The organism is Dysgonomonas sp. (assembly GCF_035323175.1).
In the GTDB taxonomy this organism is placed as follows: Bacteria; Bacteroidota; Bacteroidia; order Bacteroidales; family Dysgonomonadaceae; genus Dysgonomonas.
The window spans coordinates 150,241-175,343 of the sequence record NZ_DAOKYH010000005.1; the positions used below are offsets into that span (position 1 = coordinate 150,241).

Genomic DNA, 25,103 nt, shown 5'->3' on the forward strand with positions numbered 1-25,103 from the left:
TCTTATTTATAATTCTCCAGATCGATTTCCATAAAGTCTGAAACCTCTGTTTCCCACCTTTCTTTTACAAATTTTACATGCTCAGGATTATCGTTATATGTTTTATATGCAGTAGAGTCGGCAAATTCCATATAAAAACAGAAGTTGAAATTCGTCTTTTTACTGACCTGACGGAATACCTGGAAATTTTTTACTTCGGGTATAGCTGTTAATATCTCTTTGCCTTCTTCCAGAAATTGAGCAGTTTTAGGATCATCCAACTCGTGTTTAAGATTAAAAACAACTACGTGTCTGATATTCGTATTCGTGCTTTCAGCTTCTTTCTTTTCTTGTTTACTCTTATCGGAGCAAGCATACAGAGGGAGGAATAGTAAAATGAGCAGAATTAAGTTTTTCATAAGCGAAGTGTTTAATAATTTAAGATATTACTAAAGTAAATAATTCTATGTAGGTCTTAATACAACCTTTTTAAAAGATCTTCTCTTTTCAATCTCTTTAATTCTTTTATGATTTGCGGACGGTAATCTTTATCATACCAAAAGAAGAATTGGCGTTGTGCCAATTTTTGTTCTTTTGTCCGTGCTGTATATACTTTTTCTAGCGTATACGGATGATACCCTGTATAGTATATTTCTGTAGCTACGGTCATAGGAGATGGGGTGAAATCTTGTATCTGTTCCAGTTTGAATCCTAGAGGCTTTGTTGCAACGGCCAACTCAGCCATATCTATCTCTGTACACCCGGGGTGTGAAGATATAAAATAAGGGATGAGCTGTTGCTTGAGTCCCGACTCTTTGTTTATTTTCTCAAATATTTTCTGAAAAGTGTAAAATTGCTCGAAGCTCCGCTTGCGCATATAGCTGAGCACTTTGTCGGATGTATGTTCCGGAGCAACTTTAAGACGTCCTGATACGTGATTTACAATCAGCTCTTTGGTGTACTCTTCAGATATCTTATTCAGCCTGTCATCTTCATTCCGGTGTAGAAGCATATCGTAACGTACCCCGCTACCAATAAATGATTTCTTTATCTTAGGTATTTTATCTACAGCCTTGTATATTTCCAAGAGGTGAGAATGGTCCACATTCAAATTCTTACATATCTTGGGATGAATACATGATGGGCGTTTACATTTTGCACAGATGTTTTCATCTTTCCCTTTCATCTTATACATGTTGGCAGAAGGGCCTCCAAGGTCACTTAGGTAGCCTTTGAAATCGGGCATGTCTGTTATTTCCTTTACCTCTTTCAGTATAGATTCCTTAGATCGTGAAGCGATAAATTTACCCTGATGGGCTGATATGGTACAAAATGCACAGCCTCCAAAACAGCCACGGTGCATATTGACCGAGAATTTTATCATCTCAAAAGCCGGAATTGTCTTTCCCTTATATTTGGGATGGGGTAGGCGCGTATATGGAAGATCAAACGATGCGTCCACCTCTTTTTCCGACATCGGAGCGTAGGGTGGGTTGATAATGACAGACTGCTCACCACATTTTTGAATGATGCGGGAAGCATTTATCATATTCGATTGCTCTTCTACAATCTTGAAGTTTTTTGCTTGATTCAGCTTTTCTGACAAGCATTCTTCGTGTGAAAAGAGATAGATATCCTTTTCCTTTCCATCCGGCGTTTTGTCCGATAGATATGCGGTTTGAGGAATATCTTTGAGATCTTTTATCGATTTGCCGCTCTTTAGTTCCCCGATTATAGCTCTCAGAGGTAGTTCTCCCATTCCATATACCAACAGGTCGGCTTTGGAATCTACTAATATTGACTTATGAAGTTTATCGTCCCAATAGTCATAATGTGTTACCCGGCGTAGTGATGCTTCTATCCCTCCTAGAAGGACAGGGATATCGGGGAAAATCTCTTTTAGAATATTGGTGTATACAATCGAAGGTCTATCTGGTCGCATGTCAGCTCTTCCATCGGGTGTATAAGCATCATCAGAGCGTAGCCGTTTGTTTGCAGTATAGTGATTGATCATCGAATCCATTGCTCCGGCCGTTACTCCGAAAAAAAGGCGAGGCTTACCCAATTTTTTAAAATCACGCAAATCGTCCCGCCAGTTAGGTTGGGGTACGATTGCCACTTTTAGCCCCTCGGCTTCTAAAATGCGGCCGATCACAGCAGCTCCAAAAGAGGGGTGATCTATATATGCATCTCCCGAGAAAAGGATAACGTCAAGTTCATCCCATCCTCTGAGGTCAATCTCTTTTTTTGTTGTAGGTAACCAGTCAGTAAGACGATATTCTTTCATAATCAGATGCAAAGGTATTGTTTTTTTGTAGTTGAGGTATTTTTAGGAATGATTCTTAACATTTTATTTATTCATCGTTATATCCAAAACCGCTCCATTTTCTTTTTCTTGAAGAAAGGAAAATTGTCATCAAAAGAACACGATTCTTTGAGACTTTATTATAGATAACATGGTCACAATAAATGAAACTTAGTATTTTAATGTTATCTATTTATTAAACATTATATCTTTGTTGTATGTTAATATTTGTAATGAAAAAAGTTTTATCCATATCATTTATCCTTGTTTTAATTCTTACGGCATGTTCTACTACCAAAAACATTCCGGACGGAAGCTATTTGTTGGATGATTTTACCATAAAGCATGATACAAAGAATGCAACCTCTGACTTGGAAGATTTTGTTCGCCAACAACCAAACACAACATTGCCCCTTCTGGGAAAGGTAACCCTAAAAATCTACAATATAGCCGGAAGCGATTCTTCATGGATAAATAGGAATATCCGTAAACTAGGAGCACCGCCTGTAATATATAGCTCGGGACAAACCTGGCAATCAAGAAACCAACTTCTTAAACAGTTGAATAACCAAGGATATTTGAATGCCGAGGCAGATACTATATTGAAGATAAAAGGGAAGAAAATATCTGTAACGTACGATCTTAAAGGAGGTAAACCCTATACTGTTCGTGACTATAAATATACGCTTAGCGATACCACAATGACTCGCATTTTGACACGTATCCCAATGAAACCTTACATAACCTCTGGGGATATGTTTGATATGGAGCTCCTTGAGGAAGAAAGACAAAGAGTGAATAGCATAATGCGAAATGTGGGCTACTATAACTTTTCGAAAGAATATCTCTATTTCAAAGTGGATTCTACACTCAACTCACATCAGGTAGATTTATTTTTGGATGTATATCCTGCAAAAGATAGTTTGCCTTACCCTCGTTATAAAATAAACAATGTAACGATAATATCCGGCTTGAATTCAACTGCTGATACAAGAGGGCAAAATGATGGGTTGGTGAGTGCAAACAGATGGTTTTTCAGGAATGCAGATACTGTGGACTATAAAGGAATAAAAATTATCAGGGGACGAAATAATTTCTTACGAAGTTCTACCATTGTTCGAAATAATTATCTGCGTAAAGGAAGCTACTTCTCAGATATGGCTCTCAATGGTACATACGAGGCATATACCAAAATGGGAGCAATAAAGCAGGCAAATATATCTGTAGCCCCATCGACTCAAGATAGCACTCATTTGCTGGATGCAACGATAGTCTTGCTGCCGGCAAATGCCCATTGGTTTAAGGCTGGACTTGATGGTACTAATTCGGCAGGAGATATCGGTATTGCCCCAAGTATAACATATCAGCATCAGAATCTTTTTAATGGAGGGGAGCAATTCAATATAAAGCTGAAAGGGGCCTATGAATTTATTGCCGGAAAGGAGAAGAATGACTTGTTGAATCAAAACTTCTATGAGTATGGGATAGAAACCGGACTTACCTTTCCGATGTTCTTATTCCCTTGGCTGAAAAAAAGTTGGAGAGAGCAGCCTTCCGCTTCTACCAGAGTCTCTGTTGGTCTTACCAATCAGCATCGTAAGGAATATACACGTCAGTTCTTCAATACTTCATTGAACTACGGTTGGTCTACATACAATAATAGATTACGTCACACTCTTGATTTGTTTGATATTAACTTCATGCGGATGCCTAGTATGTCTGACGATTTTAAAAAATATCTTGACGATGACAAGAATGCTTTGCTACGAGAGAGCTATCGAGATCAACTCGTTTCGCGCATGGCATATACCATTACGCTAGTGAATGCACGCCGATTGAATGCACTTTATCCGACATATGCTATCCGAAGTTCTATTGAATTTGCGGGAGGGTTGCCTCGACTTGTTACCACTCTGAATGGAGCAAAAGTTGATCAGGAAACAGGGCAGAAAAAGATATTGGGTGTTGCCTATGCCGAATATATAAAAGGTAGTGTAGAATATTCCCGAACTTTTTATTTCTCAAAAATACATTCATTGGCTTATCGTGTCGGGCTCGGTTTAGCTCACCCTTATGGTAATTCGGATGTCTTGCCTTTCGAAAGGAGATTTTTTGCCGGAGGAGCAAACAGTATCAGGGGGTGGAGTACCCGATCTCTTGGTCCGGGATCTTATAGACGTGCCGAAAAAACAGAAAGTGATTTTGTAAACCAGACAGGGGATATGAAGCTCGAATTTAGTATAGAGAATAGATATAAGCTGACACCTCTTTTCGAATTTGCTCAGTTTATTGATGCCGGCAATGTTTGGACTTTAAAGAATTATGAAACTCAACCCGGAGGACAATTTGAATTCAAGAACTTTTATAAAGAAATTGGCGTTTCGTACGGATTGGGTATTCGCTTAGATTTGAGTTTTCTGTTATTACGTTTTGATGCAGGTATGAAAGCGTATGATCCGGGGCTTCTACAATCTGAACGATTTGTATTGTTCAAGCCGCGATTAAACCGCATGGCATGGCATTTTGGTATAGGATATCCATTCTAAATAATATGTATAAAACAACAAAGCCAATCATAACGGATTGGCTGTGTTGTTTATATTCAGTCTTATGGGTTAATTGTCTATTCCTTGAAATTTGAAAGGCTTGGCATCTATAAAGTCTTTGATTGTGTTTCCTGAATAGGAATTTCCGTTTACCAAATCCAGCATCTTTACCGGAGCTTTTTCCGAAAAATTTATGTCTTTGAAATCAACCCAAACGACATTCGGGTATAGAGTTGATTCGAAATAATACACTTTGTTCTTCTGATCCGAAACTGTTCTCCATCTTGTAGAAGAAATATTCGGCTCATTCGGTGTAGTTATACCATAAGGTACAGAAGCATTGCGAATAACACTAAACACACTGGCCACAGCGATACGTGTATCGTCTGTTTGAGGAATGGTGTTTATATAATAAGATGCTCTTACAAAACGGTCTGCTGCACGGTTTGTGCCGGGAAGGAATGTTAGTCCTCCAATATTTTTCCAATAATCGTTTAATGCCAATTGCTGATCGAAAACAGGCGAATTGGTCATTACCTGATATGATCTGTCGTGGTGTATTTTCAATTCTCCGTTGATATACTCAAATATAGCATTATCGCCTGTGGCATCGGATATAGATAAGTGTAAAGTAGCCATACGGGAACCATCATGCATCATGTCGGATATGACTTCGAAATCTCTCTTCTCCATTGCTGTAACGGCTTCGCTTACTGTCTCAAAGTTGTCGAGCATATATTGCACCCAAGCGGCGATTGACAATGCAGGCTTCTTGCCGTCCCAATTCGGATACGAAGATTCAGCTAACCAAAGAAGATTGGCTACCAACCCTTTCTCATTCATGCCGTCGGTGCTACAGATATCATAGGCAGAGGCTATAACACTGCCATACTTTGAAGTCCATTTCATAGGGTTTTTGCCCACTTCGCCACTACGTTCCATTCCTCTTGGGAATATCCAAAGGTTGCTACGGCTGTCCTCTTTCCAGTCCATAGAACGGGCTGTGAGGATCGTGTTGTTTGGGCCTTGATAAACAACTCGTGTACAAGCATCTATTCTGCCAAACTGAAGCGCAAGAATGACGCTAAGAACAATACCAAACTTTTTCATAATTAGATTGAAGTTTATGAGTGAATTCCTCTCTATTTAACAATTTAACTTAAATGAAAGTTTCGTATTATCCCTATTTTATCCTAGAGATCTTACGTTTTCTATTTTTTGAACGATTTTTTTTGAGTGAATAGAGGTTATCGATCAAACTTCAACATTTCTCCTCTTACTTCGTTTACGGCTCCGTTTTCGAATGCAATTTTTCCGTTCAAGAATGTTTTTTCTATCGTGGTAGACATTGTTTCACCCTCTAGTGGAGCCCATTTGCATTTATACAGAATATTATCTTTAGTAATCGTATATGGTTTATTAGGGTTTACGAGTACAAGGTCAGCAAAGTACCCTTTGCGGATGTATCCTCGTTTATATATTTGGAACATTACAGCAGGAGCGTGGCACATCTTATTTACAACCTGCTCTTTTGATATTTTTCCTTTTTTAGATAGTTCCAGCATCATCTGCAATGAGTGTTGAACCAAAGGTCCTCCCGATGCTGCTTTCGAAGCTCCTCCTACTTTTTCTTCTATCAAATGCGGAGCGTGATCTGTTGCTATCACATCTAGTTTTCCTTTTAGCAGGCCTTGCATAAGAGCACCTCTGTCTTGCCGTGTCTTTACCGAAGGGTTCCACTTTATGCGCGTGCCATACTTTGAATAGTCTTCGTCCGAAAACCAAAGGTGATGCACACACACTTCTCCTGTTATTTTTTTCTCTGTAAGCGGTTTAATATCAAACAGGCTGATTTCTTTCTCGGTGGAAAGGTGAAGGATGTGCAGGCGGGTCTGATACTTATCGGCTAGTTCAACAGCTTCGGCAGAAGAGCGGTAGCATGCCTCTGTGCTACGTATGAGCGGGTGGTACTGAATTGGTATATCTCCACCGAATTCTGCTTTATATTTTGCCAGATTTTCTCTGATGATCTCTTCTTTTTCGCAGTGTGTAGCAATGAGCATGTCTATTTCGGCAAAAATAGCTTGCAATACTTTCTTGTCATCTACAAGCATGTTGCCGGTTGACGATCCCATAAAGACTTTTACGCCACATACTTCTTTTTGGTTTACCTTCTTTAGCTCGGCGAGGTTGTCGTTTGTAGCACCCATATAGAAGGAGTAGTTTGCGTAGGATTTTTGTGCGCCTATCTCAAACTTCTGTTCCAGTAATTCTATGGTTGTCGTTTGCGGGTTTGTGTTTGGCATTTCCATAAAGGATGTTACTCCACCTGCTATCGCAGCACGGCTTTCGCTCGCAATATCTCCCTTGTGAGTTAATCCCGGCTCGCGAAAGTGCACCTGATCGTCTATTACTCCCGGAAGCAACCATAAATCTTTGGCGTCTATTACTGTTGCTTTGTTGAGAATTGTCTCAGGAACTTCTTCCGATCTATATATTTCAGATATAATGTCTTTTTCTATCAATACGGAGCCTACAAATGAAGTTCCTTCGTTGATAATGGTGGCTTTATGTATTAGTATCATATTGGAGATATTTCTTGCAAAGATAAGAAAAAGGAATATTATTGAAAGGAAGTTGCAAATTACTATCAGTGAAATCAATCGTAATAGAATTTAGGCTATGCGATAGTGGTAATGGGTGTGTGTATTTTTTTAGCTATTGTGGTTTTCCATCGTTTGGAATATAGTATTTTGTAACTTGCGGAGCTTAATGCTCATTCTTATTGAAAAATGATTATTTATAATTAATATATAGACAATCAATTTTTTATTGTTTTTTTTGAAGTAAGTTTTAATGAAACTTATTTATTTCTCTTCAAATATTTGTGCGCATGATAGGGTCTATAATTCTAAAAAATATAAAGGTTAAATATTGTTAATTAAATCAAGAGAAATGACGTGTTTGGTTTGCGTTTGACGAACTTTTAACTTAGCTGTGCAGTTGTTAACATCCTGTTCAAAACTAGGCCTTAAAATGGCTTGCAAATGTCTTATGATTTAATTATATTTGCGTTATCTATAAGTGTATAGATACAAAAAAGAAGTTGAAAGGTAGGATTTTCAACTTCTCATTCGATTTTTAGTATTCATTAAAACAGTTTACAATGAAGAAAACTATTTTAGATGAAGCACCTACAGGTTATCATTTCGTTTTTTCTCGTTGGATTACCCGAAATGGTAAAAGGATTTATCATCCTAAAGGTGGCTTTTTTAGATTTCTAATAAAAGATTTCTAATTACTAAGACCCTCACATAAGTGGGGGTTTTTCTTTTTTATGTACTTAAATGTACTCTAATGTATTTTGTTGTATTTTGATGCGCTTTGTTGTACTATGATGCAAATATATACATATACAAACAAACAAACAAACATTTAAATAGCATTTAAACATATTTTAAATACAAAGAAGACACAAGGAGAATGCAAATCTATGATACACTTACAGGAACAGGAGGTTTCATACTGGGTTCAATAATAGCTAAACCTCCTTATTTTTATAATACTAATTAGTTGATTTATTTGAATATTTTTCATAGAACTTTGGCATCTGTTTCATCAGGAAAATAAAGCTCGGGTCAAAACGATTATTCTTTAAAGTATTCCATGTTTTTACTACGTTTCAAACGATACAAAAAAAGAGATTAAAGTAATTACAAATTACCCTAATCTCTTTCTTATTTGTTTCTATAGCCTTTTACAACGTGTGGAGTTTAATACTCATCCTCGTTAAAAAAGAAATCTTCTTTGCTTGGATAATCAGGCCAGATGTCTTCGATGGTATCAAAGATTTCATCTTCATCCTCAATTTCCTGTAGATTTTCTATTACTTCAAGAGGTGCACCCGAACGTTGGGCATAGTCAATCAACTCCTCTTTTGTTGCAGGCCATGGTGCATCTTCTAGTTTAGATGCCAATTCTAGTGTCCAGTACATAATATTTTTATTTATTTTTATTTTTTGCCAGTTTGCTTATATTTTCCGCAAAAATATAACAATATTTCTTATATCAAAGCCTGATTCCAAAATATTTCATTTCCTTTCTTATTGCTCTCTTTTCTAGCGAGTAAGAAAAAGTAGTCGGAGAGCCTGTTTATGAACATTAAGACCAGATCATCCACCGGATATTCTTCCTTCACTTTGTATACGCAACGCTCAGCACGTCGGCAAACGGTACGGCAGATATGTGCCCGCGCAGCCGATTCGCTTCCTCCCGGTAAGACAAATTGCCTCAATTGAGGGAGCTCGCTATCCATCCTGTCCATTTCATTCTCGAGGGTGGCTATATCTTTGTCTGTAATGATGCTCGCTGCTTTGGGTGGCATGGCTTCTGTCTCCGTTGCCAGATAAGAGCCTACAGTAAACAACTTATGCTGAATAAAAGATAATATTTTCAAGTCGTGCTCATCTTCTATCTTTTCTGTAAGAAATCCGACAAACGAATTGAGCTCATCTGTTGTACCATATGCATCAAGCCTCACATGAGCCTTTATCACACGTTTGCCTCCTACAAGGGAAGTTGTTCCTTTGTCTCCGGTTTTCGTATATATGCCACTTTTCTTCATTTTCGTTTAGTTTAAAAACTGATTTTATATTCCCATCGGTAAAGAGTCTTGTCAAAAAATACAATACCAATGTTGAATAAGTCCAGTATTACTGTTCTGCTATCCATGCTTGCGATGCATTTCCATAACGTTTGGTTGCGTCTATTTGTTCTTATGCCTCTTACAATTATAAATGTTTTTTCGTGACAAATATTATCCAAGTATTTGCAAACATCTGATGATAAGAGACTATAGTTATTTAAATCGATAAGGATACAGTCTTGCTTTTCTTGTAGTTCGGGTAGCTCTGGATCAGTCAATAACTCTATATTTCTGTTCCATTCACTGTATAAACGTTTGGCAATACTATATTTTCTCTCGCTTGTTTCTATACTTATACACTTTGTATTGCTCGATGCTGCTGTCATACAAATTGTATTCACTCCATATCCTGCACCTATTTCGAGTATTCTCTCTGCATTGAAATAATTAACCAATCGAAATAAAAGCAAGTTGTACTTCTTCAAGTGCAAAAAAACATAAGGATCTATAATGGTTCTTATATCATCATAGATATGATAAGGCGTTTTTTCTTCAATTACTTTATTTATCAGATTGAAAACAAAGGGAGAATGTATGCCATGACCTCTATGATGGCGTATCTTATAAAGTATTTTTAATCCTGTTTTCGAGAGCTTGTATATGCGTGGCATATCAGAATAGCTTGACGTAATAGGTTAACTTACCGTAAATAACTCTGTTTGCCGATCTCGAAAAGTAGTCGGCTTTACTGCTTTTATAAATATCTCCTAACCCGAAAGAGTATCTTCCTTCTAAAGCAAAATTGCCGATACCCGTACGAAATTCTAGTCCAAGACCTGCCATTAAGGCATAATCGATTTTATTCTCAGCCATACGATAATATTGGTTGGTTTCGAATGATGGAGACACTCCGCTAGCCAAATAGTTTTCGAGCTTGTCGTTTATTTTTTCACTGTCACTTATCAGAAATCCAATTTTAGGTCCCAGATTGAAAAAGAAGCGTACTTTGTTTCCGAAGTAGATATGCGTGAGTACGGGTAATTCAAAATAGTTTAATTGGTGAGAATGTTCAAAACCTAAATTTGCAAATACGTCATTCTTGCTGAAATTTTGTTTCCACCCTTCCTGGCTATAGTTGAGCTCGGCAATGATACCGATGTTTTTTTCAGAGATGTATCGTATAGCTATACCTCCGTGATACTGCATCTGGTTTTTTGTCGAGATGCGCATCTTGTTGGCATTTTCAGAGTTTGGGACGGATTGAAAATCCACAGATGAAAATGTGGGTCCGAATCCTACGCCTATGTTCCACTCAGGTTTGAAGTCTTTATTTTGTCCATACATGAATGAACCAAAAATAAAAGGTAGAAGCAATAATAATAAATATCTATTTACCATTTAATCAGTGATATCTATTTTTTCGAGACTGGAATTATCTTTATAGTGGATAAAGTATATACCGTTGTTTACATATCCTCCATTTTTTTCATTTGCTTTTTCGAAGTAAATGCAAGACTGTAATGTGGGTACATTTATTTTGGATATATTATCTTCGAAAGAACTTCCATACTGTTTTAGTGCAGTTAAGAAGTAAAGACCTGTATCATATCCAAGATATCCCCATTTAGGGAACGAGTTAATCAGATTCTTATTGTACCACTGTTTGTAGTCATCCGCAAAGTTTTGCACAGCATTTTGCTGTTCGTTGAGGAAGAATATGCTGTAAATGTACGCATCATATTTATGGAGATTCTCTACCTGGCTGTTATATACCTGCCATTCGGGATAACCAAAGAGGCTGAACGAGGTATCATTCGAAACATTCAGCACTGCTGTTATTCTTCTTAATGTTGCTTCGGAAGACGATGTAGGTACGATTATATTGTTTGTAGCATTTGCTGCAGCTTTGAGGTCTTCGCCCAAATTGCTCGATTTTGTGATTGTCTTCGATTGAATTCCCGCCTTGCTGAGGCTTTTCTTTAGATCGTTTACAAAATCTATTTTATCATTATTTGAACCATCTTCGGATACGAAGATTATATTGTAATTTCTGAATCTTTTTACAAAAGCAGAAGTCACTTCGGGATACAATGATGAATGCGATGACGTCATTTGGAATAGCAGAGGTGTGCCTGTTATCTCGCTGGAAGAGCCAAAAGGTATCACATACTTTATGCCTGTTTTTTTAGAGAATTTCACTAAGGCATCTATCTGTTGTTTCGATACTCCTCCTATAATGAGGTGCATGTTTTTCATCTCATTTGTTTCCAAAAGGCTTTCAAGTCTTTTGGTGTTTTTTTCAGAGCCTGTATCGAATGTATATATCTCAGCATTCAGTCCCTTACTTTTCAGGTCTTTCACTGCCAGTAAGAACCCTTCGTAGTATTCGGCAAGCTTGTCTTTTGATATACTTCCGCTGTTGTCTGTGAATGGCAACAGGATACCTACTCTTACGGTTTCGCCTTTAGTCGCACGAGGAGCTTCGCTTTTTCTGATGTTGTTTGTTTGCGATAAGTTGTTTTTAGATGTGGCTTCACCGGCAGGTATGATTATTGTCATACCATTTCTCAATCCCTCTGTTCTGAGTGATGGATTGGCATCCAATAAAGCTTCAACGCTTACATTGTTTGCTTTTCCAATGCTATATAGTGTTTCTTTCTTTTGTACTTTATATTCTTTGTTTGACCTGCTTGCAGCTTGTCCGGCATAGTTTGAAGTAGAAGAGCTTCCTCCAAACATCGGAATTCGGATGGTCTTACCTATACTGAAAGTACTTTCAGTAAGTCCGGGATTTGCATTTTTCAGGTCATCTACCGATATTTTATAGAGGCGTGAAACCGAAAATAGCGTCTCCTTTGCTTCTATCAGGTGGTTGCTGTAACTTGCTACGGCTTTCGCTTTGGATAGTAGAAGTTTGTCACCGGCCTTAATACCTTGCTCGGCTTTTGGGTTCAACTTATATATTTGCTGTACGGAAGTGTTATGTGCAGCAGCAATAGAATATACAGTTTCTCCTTTGGCTACAGTATAGGTGGTAATTTCATCCTTCGGTGTTTGAGTAACGGAAATTGATGTATTATATGCATACGAAAGGCTTGAATGACAAGCGATCAGTATGAATGATAAAAATAATATGTGCTTCAATTTCATTTCTAAATATTGTTATATGGTTAATCGCAAAAGTACAAAAAAATGAATGTTATCTTGTTATTTACTGTTGTGATGTTTATTATGAATTAATTTTCTAACATTTATTAGGGTTCAGGTTCGTCTGTATAAGCCTATTTAAAACCGTTCTGTCTTTTGTATAGTTCTTTAAAGTTTAATTATTTATATTTTTCCCAAAGTCCCGAATATACAATTTCCCGACAGTTATCTATAAATTCAGACATATTGTCTTCATTCAAATCTTTTGTAGAGATCGGTTCGTGTATTATCAGTTCCAGTTTACATGGGTTCAAGAAGTATGTATTTATTTTCATCAGGTCGTAAGGTCCGTTTACGGTTACAGGAACAACCTCCAGATTCATTTCTTTGGCAATAATGAAAGCTCCCCTTTTAAATCGTCCCATCTTGCCTGTTTTTGTGCGTGCACCTTCGGGAAAGATTACCATCGATGATCCTTCTTTCAATTCAGCTTCGGCTTTAACTATCGTATCTTTCATCGATTTGAGGTTGGACTGATCTACAAATACATGCCCTGCAATCTCGGATGCTTTTCCTACAAAAGGAAGCTTACGAAGTTCTTGTTTTTGAACCCACTTTATATTTTGATTCAGATACCCGTAAATCAGGAATATATCGAAAGCCCCTTGGTGGTTTGGTACGAATATATATGATTTGTTTGGATCTAGTTTCCCGTTTCTGACAACATTTATTTTGCACAGAGCAAGCCTGCATGCAAGTTTAGACCAATATTTTGGAGGGTAGTAACCCCAGAAAGTCCTGTTGCCGACCAGGCATCCGATCATGACGGTTACGGCCGTGACAATAGTAGCTAAGATGAAGATAGGAGCAAAAATAAATAGCTCATAGAGGAATAGAACAATTTTTTTCATACTCAAAATATTCCGTTTGTAATACAAAAATACATTATTTAATTTGAATACATTTTTCATGATGAGTAGTTAATCCTATTTATTTAAGAATATAAATGCAAAATTCTTGTTATCTTTGATTTAGGAAAGAGGAAAATAACAGATGGATTTTAAATTAACTTCAAATTATAGCCCAACAGGAGACCAGCCGGCTGCGATAGCTGCTTTATCCGAAGGGGTTTTACAAGATATTCCGTTTCAGACATTGTTGGGAGTCACCGGCTCAGGAAAAACATTTACGGTAGCTAATGTTATTCAAAATGTAGACAAGCCCACATTGGTGTTAAGCCATAATAAGACACTTGCCGCCCAGTTGTATAGTGAGTTTAAGACATTTTTTCCTGATAATGCGGTCGAATACTTTGTTTCATATTATGACTATTATCAGCCGGAAGCATATATTCCGTCTACGAATACCTACATAGAGAAAGATTTATCTATCAACGATGAGATAGAAAAGTTGCGACTGGCAACTACAACGTCTCTCTTATCGGGTCGTCGCGATATAATTGTTGTATCTTCTGTGTCTTGCCTCTATGGCATGGGGAATCCCGAAGACTTTGAAAGCTCTACAATTAGTTTAAAGGTGGGACAGAAAATTGTACGTGATGTTTTTCTAAGATCATTGGTTAGTGCTCTGTATTCACGTAACGAAGTTGATCCCAAAGCCGGCAATTTTCGTGTAAAGGGCGATACAGTGGATGTTTTCCTTGCTTATGGAGATCCTATTGTGAGAGTTGTTTTTTGGGGAGATGAGATAGAGAGTATAGAATGTCTCGATCCACTCACCGGAATAAAAATCGATAGCTATAATGATTTTAGGATTTACCCTGCAAACCTATTCGTAACGACCAAAGACCGTATGGATAGGGCAATTGGGGAAATTGAGATAGATCTGGGACGTCAAGTAGATTTCTTTCAATCGATAGGAAAACCGTTGGAGGCTAAACGCCTTTATGAACGAGTAACTTACGATCTGGAAATGATCCGTGAAGTAGGACACTGCTCCGGTATAGAGAACTATTCTCGCTATTTTGATAATCGCAAACCCGGTACACGTCCATTCTGCCTGTTGGATTTCTTCCCTGATGATTTTCTTTTAGTCGTTGACGAAAGTCACGTGACTATTCCCCAAATACGAGCAATGTATGGAGGAGACCATTCCCGCAAGGAGAACTTGGTTGAATATGGTTTTCGTCTTCCTGCAGCTTTAGATAACAGGCCATTGAAGTTTGAAGAGTTTGAATCTCTTGTACCACAAACCATTTATGTGAGCGCAACGCCTGCCGATTACGAGCTGTTAAAATCAGAAGGGGTAATTGTAGAGCAATTGATTCGTCCCACTGGTCTTTTAGACCCTCCAATTGATGTGCGTCCGAGTTTAAATCAGATTGATGATCTGATGGAAGAAATACAAATGCGTGTTGAGCAGAATGAGCGTACACTTGTAACAACTCTTACAAAGCGTATGGCCGAAGAGCTGACAAATTATTTGTCAAACAACGGAATAAGTTGTAGCTACATACATTCCGACGTGGATACTCTCGATCGTATTCAGATTATGGATAGCTTGCGAACGGGAGAATTTGATGTACTTGTAGGTGTCAACCTTCTGCGTGAAGGGCTTGACTTACCCGAAGTTTCGCTTGTTGCAATCTTGGATGCTGATAAAGAAGGTTTTTTACGTTCGCATAGGTCTCTCACTCAGACAGTAGGTCGTGCAGCCCGTAATGTAAATGGTAAGGTTATTTTCTATGCCGATAAGATTACGGATAGTATGGCAAAGACTATCAATGAAACCAATCGCCGACGAGAGAAGCAGATGGCGTATAACGAGGAGCATGGTATTGTACCTAAACAAATACAGAAAGCCCGTACGTCCGTGTTCACGCAGCGTAAAGGAGAAGATTCTGCTACTCCTCAGCCATATAATCAAGATAGCATGCTTTCTATCGCTTCGGAAGACCAGATGCAGTATATGAGCGCAGAGGAACTGAAGAAAGCTATCGCAAAAGCAAAAAAGCAAATGTCTGCGGCTGCTAAAAAGCTCGAATTTCTTGAAGCTGCCCAATACCGTGATCAGGTGATTAAATTAGAAGATGAATTAAAGAGCAAAGGGAAGTGATCAGCTTCCTTTTTTCTTTTGTATTTCCGCCGCTTAATTATTTCTTTATTCCTCCCGATTTTATCTCATATAATCTCCAAAAAATAATAGTGTTTTGTTAAGTTTTTTATTTTCATTAACTTAGCGTATGATGGTGTTGGTAAAGTATAAGATTTGTTATTTATCATGCTTTTGCCTCTTTATTTGTAAAGTTTCTATAAAATATTTGTAAATCTGCACTTTAAGTGTTATGTTTATCTGTTTCACATAAATATGACAGTTTTCCAAAACTACATGTGATGTGATTTTTGGTGAAGTAGAAGAATATTCTGCTTCTTTAAAAATTTGCATTAATCGCACAATTAAATTAAAAAATCAAATAAAATGAGTGTACAACAAACAACTCCTAAAGCAGGGAGAAGAACTGCTATGAAAAGGACTGAAAGACAGACTCCGGAAGATACGTTAAGAAGAATAATAGAAGAACACAAAAAAGATATGGGAGAGACAGTATGGCTGAAAATTGATGACAGAACCCATATCGAAGTGGCTGCCAGTCTGACCGAAGATGAGCGAAACAAAAGAGTAGAAAATTATCTCGAAAATATAGGTCGCAGATAGTAAGAGCGATAAAATATAAAAGATAATTATTTTTTCAATAACATTATAAATCAATTGTATATATTATGAAAGTAGCATTAATTGGGGCAACCGGGTTTGTGGGTTCTCAACTATTAGAAGAATTGTTGTCGAGGGATCATGAAGTGACAGCGATTGCACGAAATGCTGATAAAATCACAGTGAAGAATGATAAGCTAAACGCTGTGAGTGTTGATATCAAAGATACAGATGCACTTACAGAAGTGTTAAGAAACAATCAGATGGTAATATCTGCATATAATGCCGGTTGGGACAATGCGAATCTTTATAACGATTATATTGATGGTTATGAATCGATACAAAAAGCGGTTCGTGCAGCAAATATCAGACGCTATTTTGTAGTAGGCAATGCCGGAACTCTATATATAGGAGGAACTCAATTAGTAGATACTGATGATTTCCCCGCTAAAATGAAAGAAGGCGCAAAAGCCTCACGAGATCATTTTGATAAGCTGAGGCGAGAGACATATCTGGATTGGGTGTACCTTTCTCCACCTACAGAAATGAATGAAAATATAACTACAGGACGAACAGGGCGATTCAGAATGGGAAAAGACGAGCCTGTAATGAGAGATGGTACGTCCTCTATTTCTGTTCAGGATTTGGCTATCGTTGTTGCTGATGAGGTTGAAAATAGAAAACACTCCCGCCAGCATTACACTGTAGGATATTAATTATTTCGCATACACAACTATACTATAAATGCAAAACGGGTACAATGTAACATTGACATTGTACCCGTTTTTATTCTATATGACGTTTTTATGATTTATAAAAGCCTTTAGGAGAGAGGTCATGCCTCCTTTTTATCATACTCTTTCTTTTCTTTTTTCTCTAAGGTTTTTTCTCGTTTATCCTCTTTCTCGTATGCTTCAACAATTCGTTGTACCAGTTTATGGCGGACAATATCTCCTTTGTCAAATTCAATATGACCAATGCCTTTCACGTCTTTGAGTACACGTAAAGCATGTTTAAGCCCAGACTGTTGAGAGGGTGGGAGGTCTATTTGAGTAACATCTCCTGTTATGATCATCTTCGCATTCATACCAAGGCGTGTCAGAAACATTTTTATCTGAAGTACAGTTGTGTTCTGTGCTTCGTCAAGTATGATTACTGCATCGCTAAGAGTTCGCCCACGCATAAAGGCTAAAGGAGCAATCTGTATTGTTTTATTTTCAATATAGTCTTTTAGTTTTGCCGGAGCAATCATATCTTCTAATGCATCATACAATGGCTGTAGATACGGATCTATCTTTTCTTTCATATCTCCCGGCAGAAATCCAAGCTTTTCTCCGGCTTCAACAGCAGGACGACTCAGAATAATCTTTTTTACCTCTTTGTTTTTCAATGCTTTTACAGCCAAGGCGATTGCCGTATATGTCTTACCCGAGCCCGCAGGACCGATACCAAATACCATATCATTTTTATAAAAGCTATTTACAAAATTCTGTTGGTTTGGTGTGCGTGCAGAGATAGGCTTGCCATTCACTCCGTATATAATCAGATTCTCTTGCTTGACAACATTCGGAGAGTTGCCTTTAACGATATCTATAATGTCTTCTTGAGTTAGCTTATTTCGGTCCACAGAGAATTTCTCCAACTCTCTGATCTTTTCTTCGAATAAAGGAACATCTTCTGCATTTCCTGTTACTTTGATAGCGTTTCCCCGTGCAACGATATGTAATTTAGAAAAGAGCGTTTTTATTAATTGTAAATTGGAATTATTTATGCCGAAAAAGACTACAGGGTCTACGTGTTCTAAAATAATTATTTGTTCTATCATTCAGTTTAATTATCAACAAAGTACCATAATGATTTTAACTTGGTTAGTCGGGTTCTATATAATGTAATGGTTCACAAATATAATTATAATCTTCAATATTTTAGGTTTTTCTTAATTTAAACAAAAATGTATTTTAGAAAGCGAATCATTCTTGTTTCAAAGAAAGGTTGAAGCAAAATATTATTGCTGTTATAGAAAACAAAAAATCGTGCAAGTAAAACTTGCACGATTCCTTCATATTTTAATCTTAGTCTTATTTTATATCATTCAATAAGCCAACTTTGCCTTCGTTTACCAGTTTGAGGATTAACTCTCCAAACAAAGTGTTTTGCCAAGCAAACCATTCACGAGTAAATTTGTTCGGATCATTTACATTAAATGATTCATGCATAAATCCTGTATCTGCATCGGTGTCTATCAGCATTTTTATGCACCATTTTATTTCCTGATCATCCTTGCTTGTAAAGGCTTTCATCATAAGACTCATAGGCCATGCCATGTCGTAACCGATATGCGGTCCTCCGATACCTTCACCCGCTTTTCCACGGAAGAAATAAGGATTATCTTCGCTCCACACATATTTGCGTGTATTTTGGTAGATAGGGTCATTTGCATCTACATCTCCCAAGTATGGCATAGCCAAAAGGCTTGGAACATTTGCATCGTCCATCAATAGGTGATTACCAAAGCCATCAACTTCGAATGCATAGATTTTACCATACTTCGGATGGTTGTAAACGGCATGTTCTTTTAATGCTGTTTCTACTTCCTGAGCAAGATCGCTGCACTCCTTAGCCTGGGCAGGTTTTTTGTTTACTTCGGTCAATATTTCGGCTGCTTTTCTGAGAGAAGATACAGCAAAGAAGTTAGATGGTACAAGGAATTGCAGTGTGGTTGCATCATCCGACGGACGGAATGAAGAAACAATCAATCCTACCGGTTTCACCGGAGCGCCTAATCCTCCATTGTTTAATGTATCCAACGCTCTGTCTGTTACACGAAGGAAAGAGTAAGGACCTACACCGTCTTTGCGTTGTTGTTCTTTAAATGTTTGTAAAACCAGCGTGATTGCTTGTAGCCATTCTTCATCAAAGATGCTTGTATCACCCGTGGTTTTCCAATAGTGATATGCTAAGCGTATAGGATAGCATAGCGAGTCAATTTCCCATTTTCGTTCGTGCAATTCCGGCTTCATCGCTGTACCGTCCGACATCCACTGATGATCGGGGTTCGGATCATACGGATCAAGAAACGCATTTGCATACGGGTCGATGATGATGCACTTAAACTGACGGCGGATAACTCCCGCCAACATTGCTTTTAATTCAGGGTCGCTATTTGCTAACTGTACATAAGGCCAAACCTGAGCTCCTGAATCACGTAGCCACATAGCATGGATATCTCCTGTATATACGACAGTGTCATCTTTTCCGTTGCTCTTTCTGTGTCTTACAGTTGTGTCAAGTGTATTCGGAAAACAGTTTTCAAACATCCATGCCAGTTTTTGATTTTTCAGCATTTTTTTGATGCGTACTATTTCGCTTTCTACAGCTTTGGATTGGAATAGACGTTTGTCTACCGCAGGACGGTTGCTTTTGTAAGGATCATCCTTTTTGATAGCAGTGTTATCCTGAGATAAAACTGTATTGTTTTCTAATTTGATCAAGGTACTAGCTTCGGCCGACATTGCTGTCATACTGGCTAGGCATAGTCCTATGATTCCTTTTTTTATGTAGTTATTTTTCATAATTAGTACATGTTTCTAAAAAACATTTAATCAATAATCTATTTTCGGGTACCAAATTTAATCAAAAATGAGAAGATAATAATAGTCGGTTTCATCTCTAATAAGGCAGATAGATTTTCTTTTTTGTATAGAAATCTAAACTGACTCATTATCAGATTGTTTTTTCTTAATGCATTTATCTCTCCAAATGCTTTTCTGAGAGGAAATAGCAGGATGGCTTGACGAGAGGCACTATAAAATGAACGAACTACATTTTTGAATAGGAAAGCATTGCATTTGCTTTCACTAATCCCTTTACTTTTCAGAAACTTATGCAATTCTTCAAAAAATGCAATTCTATTTTTGATAGATCGATAAGCGTATACTTTCCCTGTATTGTTAGAATGAAAGACATGATAATATAAAAAGTCCGGAACAAGCCCGATCTTATCTATTTTATCATATACATTTATGAAAAAAATGCTGTCTTCGGAACAAATATTTCTTGAGTCTAAGAAAGATAGTGCATTTTGTTTCAGAAAATCAGCTTTATACAGATGGTTCCATATAACGCACGAAATTTTATCGCTGCATACATTTTCATAAAACCATTCTTTATCCGTTGCATTGGTAGAATTATCAGGATATTTATATCCTTCTTCTACATATTCGGATTTCACTTTATAAACACACAGAAAGTTACACCTTACAACATCTAAACGTTCTTCTTCTGCTTTTTGATATAACAACTCATACATATCAGGCTCGCAATAATCGTCGTGATCGAAGAAGCCGATGTATTTTCCTTTGGCTGCTTCTATTCCTTTATTCCTGCTGATTCCTGTATGCAGATTTTCGTCGTTATAAATCAGTACTATTCTCTTATCTTTTGCAGCAAAACCTTCAGCAATATCATTGCTCCCGTCGGTAGGGCAGTCGAGAACCAAAATGATCTCAATCTCTTTCAATGTTTGGCTAACAATAGAAGTCAAACATTTTTCAAGATATTTACCCGCATTATGAACAGGAACAATAATACTGACTTTAGGCTGCTCCATTTCTTATTTTTTCTTTTTTGTATTCGTTACCTTATATTCTTTCGAGAACGAATATGGCAAGTCGCTGTCGCTTGTACCTCTGTTTTGGTTGGCAGTAGGAGACATTTTATAGCTGATGTTTGCTCCGCCAAGAAGATCTCCGTGTGTCACGTAGTTCTTTGTATATGGCTGTCCATTTACTGTCATGCTCTCCACATAGCGGTTTGCTTTGCTGTTGTTATCTGCCTTTATCGTTACTTTCTTTCCGTTCTCTAGGTTTAGAGTCACAGATTTGAATAGTGGCGATCCTAAGATATATTCATCCGATCCCGGGCATACAGGGTAGAATCCTAATGCAGAGAATACATACCAGGCAGATGTCTGGCCGTTATCTTCGTCTCCACAATATCCGTCAGGATTAGGTGTATACAATTTATCCATCACCTCACGTACCCAGTATTGGGCTTTCCAAGGTTCAGCTGAATAGTTGTACATATATATCATGTGTTGGATCGGCTGGTTACCATGTGCATAGTTACCCATGTTCATAATCTGCATTTCGCGGATCTCATGAATTACACCTCCGTAATAACTGTCATCAAATAATGGCGGTACATTGAATACCGAGTCCATCATGCGGTTGAAGCCGGCTTTGCCTCCCATCAGATCGATCAATCCTTGAGGATCGTGGAATACCGACCATGTGTAGTGCCAGCTGTTACCTTCGGTGAAAGCATCACCCCATTTCAATGGATTGAAAGGAGATTGGAACTTACCGTCTGCATTCTTTCCTCTCATCAACTTATGTTCAGGATCGAAAAGGTTTTTATAGTTCATCGCACGCTTAGCGTAGATCTCGATTTCTTTTTCAGGTTTACCCAGCTTCTTACCGAACTGATAGATACACCAATCGTCGTATGCATATTCGAGTGTACGTGCTGCACTCTCATTGATCTTCACATCGTAAGGTACGTAACCCAGTTTGTTATAGTGTTCCCAGCCTAAACGCCCGGTAGAACTTACAGTAGGGTGTACAGCGTTTGCTCCGTGAACGACTGCTTGCCATAGCGTTTCAGCATCGTATCCACGAAGTCCTTTCAGGTAAGCATCAGCTACTACAGAAGCAGAATTGTTACCCACCATGCAACCACGGTGACCGGGACTTGCCCATTCCGGTAAGAATCCGCTTTCTTTGTAGGTGTTCACTAATCCTTCTTGCATCTTGGTGTTCATTTCCGGATACATCAAGTTGAGGAATGGGAACAAGCAACGGAAGGTATCCCAGAAGCCTGTGTCTGTAAACATATAGCCTGGAAGAACTTCTCCGTTGTATGGGCTGTAGTGTACTACCTCGTTCTTTGCATTTATCTCATAGAAAGAACGTGGAAATAATACTGAGCGGTATAGACAAGAATAGAATGTACGAAGATTGTCGATGTTATTGTCTTCTACTTGGATACGTCCCAATGTTTTGTTCCATTCTGCACGTCCTTGCGCAGTTACCTGGTCGAATGATTTTCCGTCCAATTCTTTCAGATTTTGTTCTGCTTGTTCAGGGCTGATGAATGAAGAAGCAATGCGGGCATGTACTTTTTCTCCTCTCTTGGTAGAGAAGCCGATAATACCACCAGCGTGGCTGTCTTTAACTTCCAGGCTTTTGGTAGAAAGAACTCCTCCGGCAACAGAAGCTGTATATGTAAATGGTTTGTCGAAAACGATTACAAAGTAATTTTTGAAGTTTTCAGGTACACCACCACTGTTACGTGTTGTGTAACCTATAATCTTGTTTTCGGCAGGAATAATTTTTACATAAGACCCACGATCGAAAGCATCAACTACAACGTATGAGTTTTGCTCTTCGGGGAATGTAAAACGAAACATAACCGCACGAGATGTAGGAGCCATTTCGGTAACTACATCGTGATCGGCAAGATAAACCGAATAATAGTACGGTTTAGCTATCTCCGCCTTGTGTGAAAACCAGCTGGCACGTCTTTCCTGGTCAAATACAGGTTTACCTGTTACCGGCATGATAGAAAATTGACCATAATCGTTGATCCATGGACTTGGCTGGTGTGTTTGTTTGAAGCCGCGAATTTTGTCGGCATCGTAGGTATATGCCCAGCCGTCGCCCATCTTACCGGTCTGAGGCATCCAGAAATTCATTCCCCAAGGCATCGCGATAGCCGGATAGGTGTTACCCGTAGATAACGAATACTTCGATTGAGTGCCGACTAAAGGACTAACATAGTCGACCGGCTCATAATTCTGAGATTGAATAGTCCCCAGAAAGCCAATTAATGCTAGGAATAGAATTCCTATTTTCTTTTTTTTCATTGTTGATTGAGGTTTTTAAGTTGCTTTTATGATTTTGTGATATTTAGATGTTTTGTTTTGAAACTTGAACTGCATTGTTTAGATAATAACATTTATACTCACTTAGAGAAGCGAGAGAAACTCATGCTAAAAAGGTTGTTGAAGTATATTAAAAATAAACTTGCAGTTAAAATTTCTATTCTCATCGGGCATTGAAAAATAATCATTTCAAAAATACATTAACAAAGGGAATTAGTACTTAGCTTTAAATTAATATTAACAAAAAAGACTATTCGTTCATGTTAATTAACAACTTCGTTTTATCTATCTTTTCTTTCATCGGTAATTCTGCGTTTATCCAATGGATATCTATTCCTCTTTTCTCCATTCCTCTAAACCATGTCATTTGTCTTTTTGCAAACTGGTGGATGGCAATTTCCAATTGCGAATACATATCTTCGTAGCTCAACTGCCCGAGGACATATAGAGTAACATATTTATATTCCAATCCGTAATAAATTAGGTCGTCAGGTTTTACTCCTTGAGAGAGAATATCTTTTATTTCTTCTATCATTCCATCCTCAAGCCGGGCTTTAAGACGTTTTGATATTTTTTTTCGACGTAATTCACGGTCGATATCTACTCCAATTACTAAACTATTGAGAGGAGGAAATTCATTCTGCTCCAACGGGTGAGTCTTTTTGTACTCTTCTATTTCTATTGCTCTTATTGCCCTTTGAACTGTATCGACATCAGTTTTGTTATGTAACGTTTTATAGCTCTCTAGTATTTGTGTGAGTGCCTGTAAACTATAGTCTGCATATTTTGACCTGAGTTCCTTGTTTTCGGGAACGTTTACCAATGAATATCCTCTAAGTACCGATTCTACATAGAGCCCCGATCCTCCACATAGGATAGGGAGTTTATCCCTATTTTTTATGTCTGTATATACATTGTGAAAATCGTGCTGATATTCGAAGATATTATATTTATCGCCGGCTTCCCGAATATCAATCAGATGATAAGGTATATTTTCTCCGTTTATTACATAATCTGACAGATCTTTTCCTGTTCCAATATCCATCGAGCGGTATACCTGCCGCGAGTCTCCGCTTATGATCTCGGTGTGGAGTGTATGTGCCAGATGGCAGGCAAATGCTGTTTTGCCTGATGCCGTCGGTCCTATAATGGTGATTAGATCATAATTCTTCATAAGTACAAAGTTAGAATGAAATTTATATTTTCACTTATAATAGGATATCTGATTCCTTCTCGTGTCTCAAAAAATGACAAAACTGACAGGCATTTATATTCTGTTTCTCATATAAAAGCTATTTCTATGTAAATAAAAGATAAAAATCCTTATTAAAGTAGGTATTAAGGTTTCTAAACCCGAAAGAAATTTAAGAACTTAGTTATCTTTACACAATTAATTATTTGTACTTCTATAAGATATGAGTGGTAAGTTAAAAAAATCACTTTATATTTGTAGGCTAAAACAAAAAAAGAGACTCTATAAATTAACGAATGAAAGAAGGAAAAAGCTTAGTAAACAATATTGTGGCTGCATGCCAAGAGAAGAAAGCTAAAAATATCGTCATTGTCGATATGACAGAATTACCGGGTACTATTTGTCAATATTTTGTGATTTGCGAAGGAAACACTCCTATACAAGTATCTGCTATATCAGAAGAAATTGTTGATTACCTCAAGAAAAAGAAAAAAGAACGCCCTTTACTGATCGACGGATTACGTGAAAGCCGTTGGGTTGGTATAGATTATGGTACGGTTATTGTTCATGTATTTGTGCCCGAATTGCGTGAGTTTTATAATATCGAACATTTGTGGGCGGATGCAAAACTAGAATCAATCCCTGATATTGATTGAGATAAAGCATATTTAAAC

The 25,103-nt window shown here is 37.7% G+C and carries 21 protein-coding genes; 6 read left to right on the top strand and 15 right to left on the bottom strand.

Annotated features, from left to right (window positions below; translation table 11 throughout):
* Positions 1–2: 2 nt before the first annotated feature.
* Positions 3–398 carry a Dabb family protein gene (locus tag PKC55_RS08685; RefSeq protein WP_291130477.1) on the bottom strand — a complete coding sequence of 132 codons (396 nt, stop codon included), beginning with the start codon at positions 396–398 and terminating at the stop codon, positions 3–5.
* A gap of 56 nt (positions 399–454) precedes the next feature.
* Positions 455–2,266 carry a YgiQ family radical SAM protein gene (locus PKC55_RS08690; protein WP_291130474.1) on the bottom strand — a complete coding sequence of 604 codons (1,812 nt, stop codon included), beginning with the start codon at positions 2,264–2,266 and terminating at the stop codon, positions 455–457.
* Between the two features lie 251 nt (positions 2,267–2,517).
* On the opposite strand from PKC55_RS08690, the gene tamL reads away from it, so the two are divergent.
* Positions 2,518–4,830: a translocation and assembly module lipoprotein TamL gene (gene tamL, locus PKC55_RS08695; protein WP_291123907.1), complete on the top strand. Its 2,313-nt coding sequence runs from the start codon at positions 2,518–2,520 to the stop codon at positions 4,828–4,830.
* A 69-nt stretch (positions 4,831–4,899) separates the two neighbouring features.
* Here the strand turns inward: tamL and bsh are convergent, their stop codons facing one another.
* Both bsh and PKC55_RS08705 read right to left on the bottom strand, forming a co-directional pair.
* The gene (gene bsh, locus PKC55_RS08700) at positions 4,900–5,940 is read right to left on the bottom strand and encodes a bile salt hydrolase (RefSeq protein ID WP_291123909.1); all 1,041 of its coding nucleotides are present in this window, start codon (positions 5,938–5,940) and stop codon (positions 4,900–4,902) included.
* A 137-nt stretch (positions 5,941–6,077) separates the two neighbouring features.
* The gene (locus PKC55_RS08705; RefSeq protein ID WP_291123911.1) at positions 6,078–7,415 is read right to left on the bottom strand and encodes a dihydroorotase; all 1,338 of its coding nucleotides are present in this window, start codon (positions 7,413–7,415) and stop codon (positions 6,078–6,080) included.
* Between the two features lie 581 nt (positions 7,416–7,996).
* On the opposite strand from PKC55_RS08705, the gene PKC55_RS08710 reads away from it, so the two are divergent.
* Positions 7,997–8,128 carry a hypothetical protein gene (locus tag PKC55_RS08710; protein WP_291129148.1) on the top strand — a complete coding sequence of 44 codons (132 nt, stop codon included), beginning with the start codon at positions 7,997–7,999 and terminating at the stop codon, positions 8,126–8,128.
* A 475-nt stretch (positions 8,129–8,603) separates the two neighbouring features.
* Here PKC55_RS08710 and PKC55_RS08715 read toward each other — a convergent pair whose 3' ends face one another.
* The 6 genes from PKC55_RS08715 to PKC55_RS08740 form a co-directional block, all read right to left on the bottom strand.
* The gene (locus PKC55_RS08715; RefSeq protein ID WP_006800744.1) at positions 8,604–8,825 is read right to left on the bottom strand and encodes a DUF2795 domain-containing protein; all 222 of its coding nucleotides are present in this window, start codon (positions 8,823–8,825) and stop codon (positions 8,604–8,606) included.
* A 68-nt stretch (positions 8,826–8,893) separates the two neighbouring features.
* Positions 8,894–9,454, bottom strand: a complete 561-nt coding sequence (locus PKC55_RS08720; RefSeq protein WP_006841663.1) for a cob(I)yrinic acid a,c-diamide adenosyltransferase — start codon at positions 9,452–9,454, stop codon at positions 8,894–8,896.
* Between the two features lie 11 nt (positions 9,455–9,465).
* Positions 9,466–10,146, bottom strand: coding sequence for an O-methyltransferase (locus PKC55_RS08725; RefSeq protein WP_291129146.1), 681 nt, complete (start codon positions 10,144–10,146; stop codon positions 9,466–9,468).
* A 1-nt stretch (position 10,147) separates the two neighbouring features.
* Complete coding sequence (locus tag PKC55_RS08730) at positions 10,148–10,873, bottom strand: porin family protein (protein WP_283685524.1); 726 nt, start codon at positions 10,871–10,873, stop codon at positions 10,148–10,150.
* Positions 10,874–12,625, bottom strand: a complete 1,752-nt coding sequence (locus tag PKC55_RS08735) for an amino acid ABC transporter substrate-binding protein (RefSeq protein WP_291129143.1) — start codon at positions 12,623–12,625, stop codon at positions 10,874–10,876.
* A gap of 176 nt (positions 12,626–12,801) precedes the next feature.
* On the bottom strand, positions 12,802–13,533 hold the full coding sequence (locus tag PKC55_RS08740) for a lysophospholipid acyltransferase family protein (protein ID WP_291129141.1): 732 nt from the start codon (positions 13,531–13,533) through the stop codon (positions 12,802–12,804).
* Between the two features lie 142 nt (positions 13,534–13,675).
* Between PKC55_RS08740 and uvrB the strand changes: the two genes are divergently transcribed.
* The 3 genes from uvrB (at position 13,676) to PKC55_RS08755 (ending at position 17,010) form a co-directional block, all read left to right on the top strand.
* Positions 13,676–15,697 (top strand): excinuclease ABC subunit UvrB, encoded by a 2,022-nt coding sequence (gene uvrB / locus PKC55_RS08745; protein WP_291129139.1) that lies wholly within the window; start codon positions 13,676–13,678, stop codon positions 15,695–15,697.
* A gap of 363 nt (positions 15,698–16,060) precedes the next feature.
* Positions 16,061–16,297: a hypothetical protein gene (locus tag PKC55_RS08750; protein ID WP_135105404.1), complete on the top strand. Its 237-nt coding sequence runs from the start codon at positions 16,061–16,063 to the stop codon at positions 16,295–16,297.
* Between the two features lie 65 nt (positions 16,298–16,362).
* Complete coding sequence (locus tag PKC55_RS08755; protein WP_291129136.1) at positions 16,363–17,010, top strand: NAD(P)-dependent oxidoreductase; 648 nt, start codon at positions 16,363–16,365, stop codon at positions 17,008–17,010.
* A gap of 119 nt (positions 17,011–17,129) precedes the next feature.
* On the opposite strand, the gene PKC55_RS08760 is transcribed toward PKC55_RS08755, so the two are convergent.
* The 5 genes from PKC55_RS08760 to miaA form a co-directional block, all read right to left on the bottom strand.
* The gene (locus tag PKC55_RS08760; RefSeq protein ID WP_135105406.1) at positions 17,130–18,119 is read right to left on the bottom strand and encodes a PhoH family protein; all 990 of its coding nucleotides are present in this window, start codon (positions 18,117–18,119) and stop codon (positions 17,130–17,132) included.
* Positions 18,120–18,372: 253 nt separating this feature from the next.
* On the bottom strand, positions 18,373–19,866 hold the full coding sequence (locus tag PKC55_RS08765) for a glycoside hydrolase family 125 protein (RefSeq protein ID WP_324372695.1): 1,494 nt from the start codon (positions 19,864–19,866) through the stop codon (positions 18,373–18,375).
* Between the two features lie 38 nt (positions 19,867–19,904).
* On the bottom strand, positions 19,905–20,903 hold the full coding sequence (locus tag PKC55_RS08770) for a glycosyltransferase (RefSeq protein WP_135105408.1): 999 nt from the start codon (positions 20,901–20,903) through the stop codon (positions 19,905–19,907).
* Positions 20,904–20,906: 3 nt separating this feature from the next.
* Positions 20,907–23,219 (bottom strand): GH92 family glycosyl hydrolase, encoded by a 2,313-nt coding sequence (locus tag PKC55_RS08775; protein WP_135105409.1) that lies wholly within the window; start codon positions 23,217–23,219, stop codon positions 20,907–20,909.
* Between the two features lie 268 nt (positions 23,220–23,487).
* Positions 23,488–24,411: a tRNA (adenosine(37)-N6)-dimethylallyltransferase MiaA gene (gene miaA / locus PKC55_RS08780; RefSeq protein ID WP_291127840.1), complete on the bottom strand. Its 924-nt coding sequence runs from the start codon at positions 24,409–24,411 to the stop codon at positions 23,488–23,490.
* Positions 24,412–24,725: 314 nt separating this feature from the next.
* Here miaA and rsfS point away from each other — a divergent pair, with 314 nt between their 5' ends.
* Positions 24,726–25,085 carry a ribosome silencing factor gene (rsfS, locus tag PKC55_RS08785; protein WP_135105411.1) on the top strand — a complete coding sequence of 120 codons (360 nt, stop codon included), beginning with the start codon at positions 24,726–24,728 and terminating at the stop codon, positions 25,083–25,085.
* Positions 25,086–25,103 lie beyond the last annotated feature (18 nt).